Source organism: Microcoleus sp. F10-B2 (assembly GCF_036704965.1).
Taxonomy (GTDB): Bacteria; Cyanobacteriota; Cyanobacteriia; order Cyanobacteriales; family Microcoleaceae; genus Microcoleus.
This window is the reverse complement of record NZ_JAUBTB010000133.1, coordinates 1-13,777: the sequence shown is the minus strand read 5'-3', so window position 1 is coordinate 13,777 and position 13,777 is coordinate 1. Positions and strand designations below refer to the sequence as shown.

Below are 13,777 nucleotides of genomic sequence, written 5' to 3'. Positions count from 1 at the left end.
AATGGTTATTAAATGGGAGCGAAAAATCAAAAATAAAGGCAATGCTATTTTATCCGGTTTAGCTGCGTAGCAGCTTAACAAAAGCTGGGATTTATCCCGCTGGGTTTGGCAGCACAAAGCTAAAGCATGGCAAAATTTAAACATGACGATCGTCACTCCTAGCAAATGGCTGGCTGAATGTGCCAAATCTAGTTCGCTATTTCAAAATTGTGATATTAGAATGATTCCCAACGGGGTAGATATTGACACATATAAACCGTGCGATCGCCAAACTGCAAGAAATTTACTTAGCATACCGCAAAATAAGAAACTAATTCTATTTGGAGCAATCGCCGCAACTGCCAATAAGAGAAAGGGATTCCATCTGCTGCTATCGGCGTTGCAAAAATTGAGTCAATCAGGGTGGAAAGATAAAATAGAACTGATTGTTTTTGGTGCATCTCAACCCGAAAATCCAGTAGATTTAGGTTTTAAGGTACACTACTTAGGTAAAATTTTTGATGAGAATAAGCTTGCAATTCTCTATTCATCTGCTGATGTAATGATTGTGCCATCGATTGAAGACAATTTACCATTAACTGTTATGGAGTCTATTGCTTGCGGTACGCCTGTAGTTTCTTTTGATTCAACGGGTTTAAAAGATATTGTCGAACACCAAAACAATGGATATCGAGCAAAATGTTTTAGTTGGGATGACTTAGCAAATGGAATTGCTTGGGTAATTGAGGACAAAGAGCGGCATCAAAAACTTTGCGCTCGCGCTCGTGAGAAAGCAGAACAAGAATTTACTATGGAGCTAGTAGCACGTAATTATTTGTCTGTTTTTAATGAACTTTGTATAACCTCCTAGTTTTAGGAGAATTGTAATAATTCAGGTACGAGGCTGAGAGGATGTCTGAAAAGTTTTGAGGAAGTGATGATAGTTACACAAGAAGTTTCTCGCATTAAACGAATCATTGCAACATAAATAAATGCTTCTGTGGTTTGCTGGAAGTACCTCATAATCTTTGCTTAGTCGCCGACACCAATTGAACCAACCAGTTGAGAAGTCAAGTTACTTGGGTACGATTGATTCATAGCTCTCGTAACGCTGTCATACTTAAGTATTTTTTCTACTGACAGAATACCGTTACGTCGGCTTTCTTACTTTTCAGACATCCTCTTAGATAAAGCTATTACAGAAGATGAGTGAAACTGTTAGTTTAATCGATATTTTAGGTTGGTTTCAGCACTGTGGTTATTGTATTGCATCCAACTGAAAACCGCTATAGTTAACTCTCATGAAATCGAATGTTAGCAAGTCTTCCTACTGTGCGTTCCTTACCCCAACTTATTGAGCCGATACGGCGATTACAATACTCAAATGGTGACCTTAAAATCAATTATTTATATATCCCCCGGCAACTTGCCTTCTCTGTGGGCTCACACTGGGCAAATTGCTAAAATGTCTCAGGCTTTTTCTAGAAGAATTAAAGATTTCGAGTTACTAACTAGCGGAGATATCTGGTCAATTGGTAAGGGTATGGATATTGAATTTCAAAATTTTTATGGACTGCAAGAGTGTTATAAATTAATACGCATACCACGTTACTTTCCAGTCAACTATCCTTTGTCTCAAACATATGACGATAAATTATACTGCAAATTAGCAGTTATATATGCTTGCTTTAAAAAACCTTCTTTAATTTACACTCGTTCAGGTAGAGTTGTCGAGCTACTACTAAAAATTGGTAAACCTGTTTTATATGAGTGTCATGAACCAATTACAGAAGATTTTTTCCAATTAAAATTATTAAAAGATAAAAATCTGATTGGTATAGTTACCATCTCATCGAGATTAGCTGAAAACTATATCCAACTAGGTTTATCCCCAGACAAGGTATTAGTTGCTCATAGTGCTGTGGAGCTAAATATGTTTCTACCTTATCAGGAGAAAGATTTAGCTAGGCAAAAGATATTTCTTCCATTGGATGCAAAAATTATCCTATACTCAGGTCATTTGTATGATACAAAAGGGATTCCAACGATTTTAAAGATTGCTCGTATGATGCCAGAATACAAATTTGTTTTGGTGGGAGGATGGGTTGATGATATTAACAGAGTCAAAGAAAATGTTCAAAAAGAAGATTTACGCAATGTGTTCATTATCGGTCATGTACCCCAATCTGAATTAGCCTCATACTTATACGCAGCAGATATTTTGATTCTGCCTACTAGTAAATCCTGGAAATTAGCTGAGGTAACTAGTCCTCTTAAACTTTTTGAATATATGGCTGTAAAAAAACCCATCGTTGCTTCAGCATTACCTAATATAATGACAGTCCTTAGAGATGGAGAAAATTCTCTATTGGCAGAGCCTGATAACCCTCTTTCTTTTCAAGAAGCTATAGTCAATTTATTTAAAAATCCCCTTTTAGCGAGTACCATTGCTGAACGTGCTTTTCAGGAGGTACAACATTTTACCTGGGATAATCGCGCCGACCAAGTTTTGCAGTTTGCGTCGAAAAGATTACAGGAGTATAGAACCCATTTGACATCTTAGGAAGGGTCTGCAAGCCTCTTAATCATTAGCCGTCAGGAGCAGAGGTTGAGTTTGGCAGTGGCACCAGCTAGGGTTCGTTCAAAGTTCTTAACCCCAAGCGTTGGAGCGTGTTCGCTACTTGCTCATCTATAGAAGGTTCTGCTAGCGATCGCTCACCATCTATCTATCTGCCGAGCCACGGAAAAAAAAATTCACATTTTGATATGTTTTTTGGCGATCGCTTGATGTATAATCTAATAATGGGAGTGCGAGTAATCTTAATATTTTGGCACGTATTTCCATTATTAATAATATCATGTCAAGGGTAAAAAGTAAAACGATCGCCTCGAAAAAAAAAGGCAAAATTTTTGAGCTATGATTAAGAAAAGTTAAGCGTAAACTTGGGAAGTTGGAGATTGTTGGTAACACAATTATGACATACGATTACGACTTGTTTGTGATAGGTGCAGGTTCCGGCGGATTGGCGAGTTCCAAGCGAGCAGCATCCTACGGAGCAAAAGTGGCGATCGCCGAAAACGACTTAGTAGGCGGAACCTGCGTAATTCGCGGCTGTGTTCCCAAAAAACTGATGGTTTACGCCTCAACATTTTCGCACCTTTACGAAGATGCGGTGGGCTACGGTTGGAGCTTAGTTGAAAGCAGCTTCGACTGGGAAAAACTCGTCACCACGGTAGACACAGAAGTGCGCCGACTCAGCAAACTGCACATCAGCTTTCTCGAAAAAGCCGGAGTAGAATTAATTTCAGGATACGCCAAATTTATCGACCCCCACACCGTCGAAGTTGGTGACAGAAAAATCACCGCCGCCAAAATTTTAATCGCTGTCGGCGGAGAAGCCCATCGCATCGACATTCCCGGTATCGAACACGCGATTACTTCCCGCGAAATATTCCTGCTAAAAGAGCAACCAAAACGGTTGGCAATTTGGGGTGGCGGCTACATCGGCGTCGAATTTGCCTGCATCATGAACGGGTTGGGAAGTCAAGTAACTCAAATCATCCGGCGCGATCGAATTCTGCACTACTTCGACGCAGAAATTCGCGCCAACGTCCAAGAAGGAATGGTTAAGCACGGAGTTGAATTTTTGACAGAAAGCTCGATCGCACAAATTGAGAAAACCCCAGAAGGTTTAAAATTAACGCTGTCGGGAAAATCCGAAGGAACGCTCATAGTAGACGCGCTGTTGTGCGCTACCGGGCGCTTGCCAAACTTGGAAAAATTGGGTTTAGAAAATGCGGGAGTAGAAACCGATAAAGGTGCGATCGCAGTTACCAAAGACAGCCGCACCAGCCAGCCGCACATTTTTGCAGTCGGAGATTGCACCAACCGCATCAATTTAACGCCAATTGCGATCGCCGAAGGACGCGCTTTTGCCGATACTGAATTTGGTAACAATCCCAGATCGATCAGTCACGAAAATGTTGCATCAGCAGTATTTTCACAGCCGGAAGCAGCTACAGTTGGCTTAACAGAAGAGGAGGCTAAAGCCAAGTTTCCCGAATCAATTAAGTGCTATACAGCCAAGTTTAGACCGATGTTTCATTCTTTGACAGGTGCAGATGAAAAGACTTTTGTCAAGTTAGTTGTTGAGACTAATACTGACAGAGTTTTGGGCGTGCACATGGTGGGGAAAGACGCCGGGGAGATTATTCAAGGAATGGCGATCGCTGTTAATATGGGAGCTACGAAGAAAGACTTCGACGCGACTATTGGCATTCACCCATCGACTGCTGAAGAGTTTGTTACTTTGCGGTAAACAGGGCGAAGCAGCCAGGGACTTAAGTCCCTGGCTAATAGCTAAAGTCGGTTCAAACCGACTCAAAAAAACTATTTTGAATAACAGGCAGGATGCCTGTTCCACACAAAAATTAAATTTTCTGGTTGTGGGGTGGGCGTCCCGCCCGCCCAAAAACACAATTTAGATACAACACAACTTATTAATGAGTGATTCAACCAAACAAAACAAAATTTTAGCATTCTATCTCGGTCAGCAGCCGGATTCGCAAGGTCGGGCGATCGAGGATATTTGGTCGTGGGATTACCAGAAGCTGGAATCGGTGCACAATTACATTCAATGGCTGTTTCCGCTGAGAGAAAAGAGTCGCTTTAATTCCAGTGCTCCTACTTTAAATGATGAGGTGATTCAAGCTTTTAGAACAAGTGAAGAGTTGAGAAATCGCTTACTCCATTCGTTCAATGTCATGCTGGCGTTTTACGGGTTGGAATGCCGCGAAGGGGAAAAAGCAGAAATTGTAATTGCCAAATCCGAGGAATATTTGTCAAGAAACAGAGAGTGGATTGAAAAATTTAATCACAACTACCTGCGGCTGACTAGGATTCTCACAAGTTTGACAGAGTTGGGATTAAAAAATTACGCTTTAGCTCTTTTCAAATGTTTAGATGAGATATATAACGAAGACAAAGCAAGTATTGGTTTAGAAACTTATACTTATTGGAAAAAAGCTGTAAATAGTTAGAATCGATATTTGGGACTTACCGCTATAGCCAACCCTACGACCCACAAGAAAATTGAATTTTTGTGAAACAGGCCCGAAAGCCTGTTACGGGCGGGCTAGGAGCAACGGCCCACAAGAAAATTGAATTTTAGTGGAACACGCATCTTGGCTGTAGCTGACATTGGTGCAGTTTTCCGCCCCAAGCGGATTCATGCTCAAAATAATATTTTAAATTATTTGAACCTTTTTCGCGATCGTCCTGTCTAAACACTTCAGATAACGAACTGGTGGGGGAGACTTCACAGGTGTTAGGTGTGTCAGCCAATGTTTTAACCGATGACTGTTCCGACTCGGACTTAGTTGCTGAGTGTTTAAAGGGCGATCGCACTTGCTTTCGCTACCTTTACAAACGCTACCAACACAAAGTCAGGTCAACCCTTTATCAACTCTGCGGCCCCTCGCTTCTTGACGATTTAGCACAAGAAGTATTCCTGCGAGTCTGGAAAGGATTGCCCAAACTCAAGCACCAGGAAAATTTTTCTACTTGGCTTTATCGAATCACTTGGAATGTGGCTTCCGACCAAAGACAAGCATTTGCTAAACAGCATTTTTTTGACTCCCAGCTCAAAAATCAAGAAGTAATGGATGGGGTTATTCTCAAAGATAACACATCGGAATTGATGCAGTTGCACTATCAAGATTTAGTGCAGCGGGGACTGGATCAATTGAGCTTTGAACACCGCAGCGTTTTGGTGCTGCACGACTTAGAAGACATCCCGCAAAAAGAAGTAGCCCAAATTTTGGGACTACCTGCTGGGACTGTCAAATCTCGCGTGTTTTATGCCAGAAATGCTGTGCGGCAATTTTTGCAAAAAGAAGGTGTCAGCGAGCTATGAATAACCCAAGCAGCGACCAAAAGTTAGTTAATTTCTTGAAGCAACATCGCCCAAACCTTCCAGAAGCTGCGCCCGATTTTGACCAAAAACTTTTAGCAGCAATAGATAGGAATGAGGCGGGTGCGAAAAAGCTAAATTATCTAGGAGAGTCGCAATTTACCCTGTCTAGCAAAAGATCGCGAACGATCGGTTTTCGCAAATGGGTTTTTCCTTCTGCGATAGCCGCTGGCTTGCTAGTTTTTTGGTCGGGCTACCGTGCGTTTGAGACTGCACAATTGCCAGATAATGAAACAGCTAAGTTAGAAGCATTTTTAGTCACTAACTGGGAAGGTGTACTGCATGATTCTAGCGAAAAAAATATGACCGATCGCTCGCAAACAGACTGGTTGACTTTCAGCCAGAGTGCTGACAGCGAACCGCTAACAAATAACTAATCTCAAAGAGGTAATTTTCATGTCAATTCGTCGCATTTCTGCCCTAGCCGTTTTAATGCTGACTCTCGGCAGCACAGCCGCAGCAATAGCAGTTCCCAATCCCCTAGAACCGGAAACAATTGCCCAAAATCAGCGTCCCAATCGACCCGCGGGTAAGGAAGGTGGGATGTTTGAGAAACTGAATTTAAGTGCCGACCAAAAGCAAAAAATGCAGGCAGTTCGCGATCGCTACAAAGACCAAGTTTCCCAGCGGATGCAAGCAGTCCGCCAAGCCAGACAAGAATTAGAAACGATGATGTCCGGCACGGCAAATGCCAGCGAAATACGGGAAAAACACCGTCAAATAATCGGTCTGAGGCAGCAGTTGGAAGAGGTGCAATTTGAAAGTACACTCGCAATGCGAGAAGTGCTCACGCCCGAACAGCGCAGCCAATTAGCTCAACTGATGCAGCAGCGCCGAGAAACTGCTAGAAACAGGATGCAAAACGGTCAAAAACCGCAGTAATTGACGAGTAGTTTTGAGTGAATCGCAGGGTGTGCAATACGCACTCTGCGATTTTCACTGTCAGCAGGTAGACATCAATAAACGCCTGCATATAGAAACCCAGCTTTTCTCAAATCTATGGGATGGCTTTGTCTTTTGAGAAAAGCAGTCTAAAAACGCAGCAATTTAAATACGTGCCAGTGCTTGATTTCTTCGGACTATCAGTATATCAGTTCATCTACTTAATGTTTTATTTTTTATTTAATAACTCATATTAAGTTAAAATAATGAGTTGAAAAGTCTCATACATAAAATTTTCTGGATGAATCTACAGCACGATTCGAGTTACATTTATTTACACGGCTTTGCTTCAAGTCCCGATTCAGCTAAGGCTAAATATTTCCGAGATTGCTTTTCTTACCTAGGAATTGACCTAAAAACTCCCGATCTCAATCAAAACGATTTTTCGGGTCTCACTCTCACCCGCCAATTAAACCAAATAGAAACAGAATTTTTGCCCACCGAATCCTCCCAATCTCCCACAGAAAATGTAAAAAATCTAGGGGGAGTCACCATAATTGGGTCTAGTTTTGGGGGACTGACAGCGGCTTGGTTGGCCCAGCGACAATTGTCAGTAAACCAAATAGTTTTGTTAGCACCGGCTTTTGAATTTATCTCCCACTGGCTGCCACTGTTGGGACAGCAACAGTTAGAAAAGTGGCAGTCTGAGAAATATTTGCCCGTTTACCACTACGGCGAACAGCGTTATCTGCCGCTGAATTATCAGTTTTTGGCAGATATGGCTCAATACCCTGAACAAAAATTAATGCGTTCAGTGCCTACGTTAATTCTTCACGGCAAGCATGATACAATAATACCGATTCAAGCTAGCAGAAATTTTGCCGCTAACCGTCCCTGGGTGCAATTAATCGAATTAGAAGACGATCATTCTTTGGGAAATGTCCTAGCGGAAATTTGGGAAGCGATTCAAAAGTTTTGCCAATTCAAACATTAAAATTTGACCAACTTGCAAGTCTCAAAAATCAAATGACTGAACAAGATCGATCGACTCGCACCTTAGCCGTTGACATTGGCGGAAGCGGCATCAAAGTTATGGTTTTGGACGATGAAGGCCAACCGCAAACAGAACGCAGCCGTTTAGAAACGCCTCAACCGCCGAAACCGGAACCCGTACTAGAGGCGATCGCCTCTTTAGCCAGCGGACAAGGGGAATTTGACCGAGTATCCGTCGGTTTTCCCGGCGTCGTCTCTGGTGGCATCATCAAAACCGCAGTAAATTTAGATCCTTCTTGGATAGATTTTGACCTGCAAACTACTCTCAAAGATCGCTTGGGAAAACCTGTGCGAGTGGCTAACGATGCCGATATTCAAGGATTGGGAGCTATTGCTGGAACAGGTGTAGAATTAGTAATTACCCTTGGCACAGGTTTCGGTTCTGCCTTATTTGTTGATGGTATCTTGGTGCCAAATCTAGAATTGGGACATCACCCGTTTCGCAAAGGGGAAACTTACGAACAGCAATTAGGTCGTTTGGCATTAGATACAGTGGGTTCCAAAAGATGGAATCGCCGCCTGGAAAAAGCACTCGCCTCTCTACAAAATCTCTTTAACTGCGATCGCATTTACATCGGCGGCGGCAATACTAAGAAGATTGTTGTTGATTTACCGCCGCAGGTTAAAATAGTACCCAATGTGAGCGGTTTGTTGGGCGGCATTGCTTTGTGGCGCGATTGAATAAACTTTGTGGCAAAAATGGCCATCAATATCAAAGAAACCGGTTTTTTTGCTCGGATTAAAGGCAATAATCCAATCTTTCGGTAAAAAACCCGGTTTCTGAATCCACGACGGTTGATTTGGTTTTTGGCTTGTGCGTTAGCGGAACCCGCCCCTACGGGGGCTACGCCAACGAAGAGGATCGTCATTTTAAAAATTATTCTCCCATCGGATCGCGGTAGCGTTTGGGTTCATCCTTGCGAAACAGATTCGCTAAACCGAGGATGCCCAACAAACCCAAAGCACCCCAATGATTGTTGTCTTTTTTGCTTTCTTGAAATGGAGTTCTGTCTAGAACAACTCCATTAGAATCAGTATTGTTCTGGGCCGGAGCTGACTCCGTTTGAGCTGAGGCAGGCATAGCTGAAGGGAGAACAGCCAAACTCCAAGCTATCAGGGTAGCAGCGGTATTTTTAGATATATCGGAAAGCTTGACTTTCATACTCGGTCTCCAAATATCAGCAGTTACTTTATCAAAGTAATCAATTTGCCGGAGCCGACGCATCAATCGATCGACAGAAACTACATCCCCCCTCTCCTCTTGCTTTCGAGATAGAACAAGCTCTATGCTAAGTTCAGATGCTTGTCAGCAGATTATCTAAAATAAAAAGTCGTAAATTATACCATGCTTCCCTTTATCCGAAAAGATTTAGCCGAACTTACCGCATACACTCCCCATCCGGGCGGCGCGTCAGGAGAACCAGCGCACTCGGAAAGTGCGATCGATCGCCTCGATACCAACGAATGCCCCTACGACTTACCAGAGGAATTAAAAAAAAAGCTAGCTTGGAGTTACCAGCAATTAATTGAGACAAATCGCTATCCCGACGGAGGCCACGCAGCACTCAAAGAGGCGATCGCCCAATACGTCAATGAATCAATCACAATCCCCCCGCTAGGGGGGATTACACTGCCAAAAACAGCCATTACAGGCGACAATATTTCTGTGGGCAACGGTTCCGACGAACTAATTAGATCCATCTTAATAGCTACTTGTTTAGGCGGTACAGGCTCTATTTTGGTAGCGAATCCCACCTTTTCGATGTATGGAATAATCGCCCAAACCCTCGGCATTCCCGTTGTGAGTGTTCAGCGGAAAGAGGAGAATTTTGAAATCGATATCGAGGCGGCTAAAAGGGCGATCCTCTCCGTTGGCGCAGCCCCCGTAGGGGCGGGCTGCGCTAACGACCAAAATCAAAATCCCCCCGTGCGCGCCGTCTTTGTCGTTCATCCCAATTCTCCCACAGCCAATGCTTTAACAAGTGATGAAATAGAATGGTTGTCAAGTTTGCCGGAACAGATATTAGTAGTAATTGACGAAGCTTATTTTGAATTCAGCCAAAATACGTTAGCTGGAAAGTTACAACAGCATCCGAATTGGATAATTTTACGCACATTTTCCAAAGCTTTTCGGTTGGCATCAATGAGAGTCGGATATGCGATCGCCCATCCCGAACTCGCAGCCGCCTTAGAAAAAATCCGCCTCCCCTACAACCTTCCCAGTTTCTCGCAAACCGCAGCAGAGTTAGCCCTAGCGCAGCGGCAGTTATTGCTAGCAACCATTCCCGAAACTCTATCAGAAAGAGCCAAATTAATTGCAGCGCTAACTCTGCATCAAAATTTGCAAGTTTGGTCGAGTGCAGCTAACTTCGTTTACCTGCGGGTGAAAGCTGGCGATCGTAATTTAGCAGAAACTGAACACAAACACATCATGCAGCAGCTAAAAGATCGAGGTACTTTAATTCGGCATACTGGGGGAGGTTTGCGAATTACGGTGGGCAGTCCCGAGGAAAATCAGCGCACAGTCGATCGAATCGCAGCGATTTTAGATTAAAATTAATATCCACCGTTGCTCAATACAATGCTAATAATGAACTCTGTAGAACTATTCAGCGGAGCAGGAGGCTTAGCAATAGGCGTATCAAAAGCAGGCTTTTGTCACAAAGCAGTTATCGAGCTGGACAAAAATGCCTGCGAGACAATTCGAGAAAATCAGCGGCGGGGTGTAAAAGCGATTTCAAACTGGTCTGTTTTTGAGACAGATATCGCTAAATTCGATTTTACATCCCTAGAACTCAAAGAGGGGGTAGACCTCCTAACTGGAGGGCCGCCGTGTCAGCCTTTTTCTGTAGGAGGAAAACACTGCGGGAGTGAGGACGATCGAAATATGTTTCCCCACTTTTTTCGGGCCGTGCGAGAACTCAAACCCAAGGCATTTGTTATCGAAAATGTTAAAGGTTTATTGCGTTCCTCCTTCACTAAATATTTTGAGTATATTGTCCTACAACTCACTTATCCAGAAGTTGTACAAAGACTGGATGAGGACTGGCCCCATCACCTGTCCCGGTTAGAACAGCATCATACCGCCGGTCGCGGTGACGGACTATCATACCGTGTAGTGTTTCGCTTACTCAACGCGGCAGACTACAGCATTCCCCAAAAGCGCGAAAGGGTTTTTATTGTAGGTTTTCGATCGGATTTAGGATTAGAGTGGTCTTTTCCTGAACCGACTTGTTCTCAGGAAGCCTTGCATTGGGAGCAATGGGTGACTGGCAATTATTGGGAGCGCAATCAAATCTCTAAAAGCGCTCGTCCAGACATACCTAGCAAGCTTTCCTCGCGCATATTCAATCTTCAGTTCAACTTGTTTCCACCTCCAAAACAGCCTTGGCGCACTGTGCGGGATGCCATTTCGGACTTACCACAACAAGGCAATAAAGAAAGCCAAAACTCCGTACTAAATCACATTTTTATACCAGGAGCCAGAAAGTATCCAGGCCATACGGGCAGCTTGTTAGATGAACCAGCTAAAACTTTAAAAGCAGGAGTTCACGGGGTTCCTGGAGGAGAAAATATGTTAGTTGATCCCACGGGACAGGTGCGTTACTTTACGCTTCGCGAAGCTGCTAGACTGCAAACTTTCCCTGACGAATACTTCTTTCCTCACAGTTGGACAGAAACTATGAAGCAGTTGGGGAATGCTGTACCAGTCACTTTGGCAGAAGTTATTGCCTCTAGCATTAGATCGCGGCTGGAGACAGTTAGAACAGCGAGAGTGTAGTCAATGAATTTGAGATTTTAGATTTGAGAATTTACTCCATGCTCGAAGTATTTAGAGTCCCGCCAGATTTACAAGAAAACTTAATCGCTTTCTGTGGCAGGCAAAATTGTTATAATCTTCAGGAACTGGATCGTGTCAGGGAGGATTTGATCCAATATTGCGGAGCATATTTGCTGTACTACCAGGGCGACTTCTCAATGTATAACCTTATTAAACAGGCAAATTTGAGTAAGTGCTGTCTGCCAATATATGCAGGTAAAGCAGCTCCGGGCGGTCGTCGGACGGGGCGTACAACTATTGGCAACACTCTTTACGGACGCTTGTCAGAGCATAGAAAATCTATCGAAGCTGTAGACAATCTAAAAATTGAGGATTTTGCCTTCAAAGTCGCGCCGATGGAAATCGATTTAGTTTCATGGGGAGAAGCAGTGTTGATCCGTCACTTCAGCCCTGTTTGGAATAGAGAAATATCGGGATTCGGGATACATGACCCTGGCAGTGGGCGAGCAGGGCAAAAACGTTCTGTATGGGATAGATTGCACCTCTGTCGCACTTTTGCCACCAAGCTTCCTGTAGGGAATACTCCGCTCGATATTGATGCTTTGTCGGTTAGTATAACACAGCATTGTCAGCGGATGATAGAAGAGTTAGGGTGTCCTTAATTTGGCATCTGATTCGATAGTTTGCAGCCACAGGCTAGAATTAGGAAATAAATAAAATATTTTATCCTCGATCGTTTTCTTGTCGCGCCGCGCGAATGGTTGCGGGAAATACGCCTACTAAAAGTGCCAAAGCTTCATCGGGAATTTGTGCCACCGTTTCCCAATCCAAATATTGTTCAAACTGAGTTAAAATCATTTGTGCGCGTTCCAAAGCTGCCGGCTTTGCCGTTAACTGTTCCATTAACCGCACCCAATGCCGCCGAATTCCAAAAGCTTTCTGTCTTTCTTCGGGAGATTGAGGGCAAACCAAACAAAAATCGCCCACGGGAATCGCCTGCTGAGAGTTAACATCAAAAGCACCCCCAACGGCAGCCCCTGGCCCGGCAAACTCCGCGTGGAAGCGTTTAATCAAAATTAGACCGTTCCGGCGACGGCTATCTACCATCAACAGCTTGCCGCTGTTGATTTCTGCGAGAATGTCAGAGGAGTGGGGGTGTTCTGTCAAATCGGTGCCAAGGTGTCGATGTCGCAAGTCCGGGTCAGCAGAAAAGCCGGCGCGGATAAATATCGCTAGAGTTAAAATCAGAGCTGGATGAAGTATCAAATCTGCGATACTCCAGCGATCGAGATTATTCATTTAAAGTTATAAATTAATACTGTCACAAGGTGGTAGCGTGAGCGCGCTCGAATATCAAATGCAGGTAGAACAAGCAGTAGACACCCTAAAAGCGGAACTCCCGACGCTTTTTGAAAAAGATATCTCCTACGACATCTACACAAAAGATGTTTATTTTCAAGACCCTGTTAACAAATTTAAAGGAAAAATCAACTATCGCATTATCTTTTGGACTCTGCGATTTCACGGGCAGCTATTCTTTAGCGAGATTTACTTCGACCTGCACGACGTAGGTCAGACAGCCCCTGATACTATTGTGGCAAATTGGACTGTTCGCGGGACACTGCGGGTTCCCTGGAAAGCCCGGATTTTTTTTAACGGCTACTCTACTTATAAACTGGATGAAGACGGCTTAATTTACGAACATATCGACACCTGGGACAGAGCTCCCGGAGAGATTTTAAAGCAGTTTTTCGGCAAGGAGGAGGATGCCAGCCCAGGATAAGTCAAAAAGGTCGATCGCGCGGGCCCATCAGGCGCGGGCACCCAAATAACTTATAATGAATAAAATAATCATCAGCCCTCAGATTCATTTTCTGCTATTTGTAAATTGCTAAAATGATCGCCGCCCCAGATTTATTTTCTGCTATTTGCACTCCCCAAAAACATCATGGCTGATATTGTCGAGACTGCCACTAATGCCGGCTCTTTCAAAACACTCGTGACTGTTATTGAAGCGGCTGGTTTGTTAGATTTATCCCACATTCCGCAGATGTGGGTCGGATTTCTTTATCAGTTGTGAAAACTTGGAAGCCAAACACTTTTAGGCTGA

The 13,777-nt window shown here is 43.6% G+C and carries 16 protein-coding genes; 14 read left to right on the top strand and 2 right to left on the bottom strand.

The genetic code is table 11. The features are described from left to right. Positions 1 to 142: 142 nt before the first annotated feature. From QUA99_RS30085 to QUA99_RS30040, 9 genes are all read left to right on the top strand, one after another. Positions 143 to 850 carry a glycosyltransferase gene (locus tag QUA99_RS30085; RefSeq protein ID WP_333244394.1) on the top strand — a complete coding sequence of 236 codons (708 nt, stop codon included), beginning with the start codon at positions 143 to 145 and terminating at the stop codon, positions 848 to 850. A 513-nt stretch (positions 851 to 1,363) separates the two neighbouring features. Further along, positions 1,364 to 2,542, top strand: coding sequence for a glycosyltransferase family 4 protein (locus tag QUA99_RS30075; RefSeq protein ID WP_333244391.1), 1,179 nt, complete (start codon positions 1,364 to 1,366; stop codon positions 2,540 to 2,542). Positions 2,543 to 2,954: 412 nt separating this feature from the next. Then, positions 2,955 to 4,298 carry a glutathione-disulfide reductase gene (gene gor / locus QUA99_RS30070; RefSeq protein WP_333244388.1) on the top strand — a complete coding sequence of 448 codons (1,344 nt, stop codon included), beginning with the start codon at positions 2,955 to 2,957 and terminating at the stop codon, positions 4,296 to 4,298. 184 nt (positions 4,299 to 4,482) lie between these two features. Then, entirely contained in the window at positions 4,483 to 5,019 is a 537-nt protein-coding gene (locus tag QUA99_RS30065; protein ID WP_333244385.1) for an opioid growth factor receptor-related protein, read from the top strand. 284 nt (positions 5,020 to 5,303) lie between these two features. Beyond that, entirely contained in the window at positions 5,304 to 5,894 is a 591-nt protein-coding gene (locus QUA99_RS30060; RefSeq protein ID WP_333244399.1) for a sigma-70 family RNA polymerase sigma factor, read from the top strand. Then, positions 5,891 to 6,328, top strand: coding sequence for a hypothetical protein (locus QUA99_RS30055; protein ID WP_333244382.1), 438 nt, complete (start codon positions 5,891 to 5,893; stop codon positions 6,326 to 6,328). The genes QUA99_RS30060 and QUA99_RS30055 overlap by 4 nt, the downstream gene beginning before the upstream one ends. Positions 6,329 to 6,347: 19 nt before the next feature. Next, a complete protein-coding gene (locus QUA99_RS30050; protein WP_333244380.1) occupies positions 6,348 to 6,833 on the top strand; it encodes a Spy/CpxP family protein refolding chaperone in 486 nt (161 codons plus the stop codon). A gap of 301 nt (positions 6,834 to 7,134) precedes the next feature. Next, positions 7,135 to 7,827, top strand: coding sequence for a YqiA/YcfP family alpha/beta fold hydrolase (locus QUA99_RS30045; RefSeq protein ID WP_333244377.1), 693 nt, complete (start codon positions 7,135 to 7,137; stop codon positions 7,825 to 7,827). Positions 7,828 to 7,859: 32 nt separating this feature from the next. After that, entirely contained in the window at positions 7,860 to 8,567 is a 708-nt protein-coding gene (locus tag QUA99_RS30040; protein ID WP_333244374.1) for an ROK family protein, read from the top strand. A gap of 196 nt (positions 8,568 to 8,763) precedes the next feature. Here QUA99_RS30040 and QUA99_RS30035 read toward each other — a convergent pair whose 3' ends face one another. Then, a complete protein-coding gene (locus QUA99_RS30035; RefSeq protein WP_333244371.1) occupies positions 8,764 to 9,048 on the bottom strand; it encodes a WGxxGxxG family protein in 285 nt (94 codons plus the stop codon). A gap of 183 nt (positions 9,049 to 9,231) precedes the next feature. Here QUA99_RS30035 and QUA99_RS30030 point away from each other — a divergent pair, with 183 nt between their 5' ends. Genes QUA99_RS30030 through QUA99_RS30020 form a run of 3 tightly spaced genes read left to right on the top strand, consistent with a single transcriptional unit; the run spans position 9,232 to position 12,329 of the window. Continuing rightward, positions 9,232 to 10,440, top strand: a complete 1,209-nt coding sequence (locus QUA99_RS30030) for a histidinol-phosphate transaminase (RefSeq protein ID WP_333244368.1) — start codon at positions 9,232 to 9,234, stop codon at positions 10,438 to 10,440. A 36-nt stretch (positions 10,441 to 10,476) separates the two neighbouring features. After that, a complete protein-coding gene (locus QUA99_RS30025) occupies positions 10,477 to 11,667 on the top strand; it encodes a DNA cytosine methyltransferase (RefSeq protein ID WP_333244366.1) in 1,191 nt (396 codons plus the stop codon). A gap of 38 nt (positions 11,668 to 11,705) precedes the next feature. Further along, positions 11,706 to 12,329, top strand: a complete 624-nt coding sequence (locus QUA99_RS30020; protein WP_333244363.1) for an Eco29kI family restriction endonuclease — start codon at positions 11,706 to 11,708, stop codon at positions 12,327 to 12,329. A 61-nt stretch (positions 12,330 to 12,390) separates the two neighbouring features. On the opposite strand, the gene QUA99_RS30015 is transcribed toward QUA99_RS30020, so the two are convergent. After that, positions 12,391 to 12,966: a hypothetical protein gene (locus QUA99_RS30015; RefSeq protein ID WP_333244360.1), complete on the bottom strand. Its 576-nt coding sequence runs from the start codon at positions 12,964 to 12,966 to the stop codon at positions 12,391 to 12,393. Positions 12,967 to 13,024: 58 nt separating this feature from the next. On the opposite strand from QUA99_RS30015, the gene QUA99_RS30010 reads away from it, so the two are divergent. Both QUA99_RS30010 and QUA99_RS30005 read left to right on the top strand, forming a co-directional pair. Further along, positions 13,025 to 13,450, top strand: coding sequence for a DUF2358 domain-containing protein (locus QUA99_RS30010; RefSeq protein WP_333244397.1), 426 nt, complete (start codon positions 13,025 to 13,027; stop codon positions 13,448 to 13,450). 165 nt (positions 13,451 to 13,615) lie between these two features. Continuing rightward, the gene (locus tag QUA99_RS30005; RefSeq protein ID WP_333244357.1) at positions 13,616 to 13,747 is read left to right on the top strand and encodes a hypothetical protein; all 132 of its coding nucleotides are present in this window, start codon (positions 13,616 to 13,618) and stop codon (positions 13,745 to 13,747) included. The last annotated feature ends 30 nt before the right edge of the window (positions 13,748 to 13,777 follow it).

What these genes read in the sequence shown, in the direction of transcription:
- QUA99_RS30085 (WP_333244394.1), top strand. Translation starts at nt 143, where the DNA reads ATGACGATCGTCACTCCTAGCAAATGGCTGGCTGAATGTGCCAAATCT.
- QUA99_RS30075 (WP_333244391.1), top strand. Translation starts at nt 1,364, where the DNA reads ATGGTGACCTTAAAATCAATTATTTATATATCCCCCGGCAACTTGCCT.
- gor (WP_333244388.1), top strand. Translation starts at nt 2,955, where the DNA reads ATGACATACGATTACGACTTGTTTGTGATAGGTGCAGGTTCCGGCGGA.
- QUA99_RS30065 (WP_333244385.1), top strand. Translation starts at nt 4,483, where the DNA reads ATGAGTGATTCAACCAAACAAAACAAAATTTTAGCATTCTATCTCGGT.
- QUA99_RS30055 (WP_333244382.1), top strand. Translation starts at nt 5,891, where the DNA reads ATGAATAACCCAAGCAGCGACCAAAAGTTAGTTAATTTCTTGAAGCAA.
- QUA99_RS30050 (WP_333244380.1), top strand. Translation starts at nt 6,348, where the DNA reads ATGTCAATTCGTCGCATTTCTGCCCTAGCCGTTTTAATGCTGACTCTC.
- QUA99_RS30045 (WP_333244377.1), top strand. Translation starts at nt 7,135, where the DNA reads ATGAATCTACAGCACGATTCGAGTTACATTTATTTACACGGCTTTGCT.
- QUA99_RS30040 (WP_333244374.1), top strand. Translation starts at nt 7,860, where the DNA reads ATGACTGAACAAGATCGATCGACTCGCACCTTAGCCGTTGACATTGGC.
- QUA99_RS30035 (WP_333244371.1), bottom strand. Translation starts at nt 9,048, where the DNA reads ATGAAAGTCAAGCTTTCCGATATATCTAAAAATACCGCTGCTACCCTG.
- QUA99_RS30030 (WP_333244368.1), top strand. Translation starts at nt 9,232, where the DNA reads ATGCTTCCCTTTATCCGAAAAGATTTAGCCGAACTTACCGCATACACT.
- QUA99_RS30025 (WP_333244366.1), top strand. Translation starts at nt 10,477, where the DNA reads ATGAACTCTGTAGAACTATTCAGCGGAGCAGGAGGCTTAGCAATAGGC.
- QUA99_RS30020 (WP_333244363.1), top strand. Translation starts at nt 11,706, where the DNA reads ATGCTCGAAGTATTTAGAGTCCCGCCAGATTTACAAGAAAACTTAATC.
- QUA99_RS30015 (WP_333244360.1), bottom strand. Translation starts at nt 12,966, where the DNA reads ATGAATAATCTCGATCGCTGGAGTATCGCAGATTTGATACTTCATCCA.
- QUA99_RS30010 (WP_333244397.1), top strand. Translation starts at nt 13,025, where the DNA reads ATGCAGGTAGAACAAGCAGTAGACACCCTAAAAGCGGAACTCCCGACG.
- QUA99_RS30005 (WP_333244357.1), top strand. Translation starts at nt 13,616, where the DNA reads ATGGCTGATATTGTCGAGACTGCCACTAATGCCGGCTCTTTCAAAACA.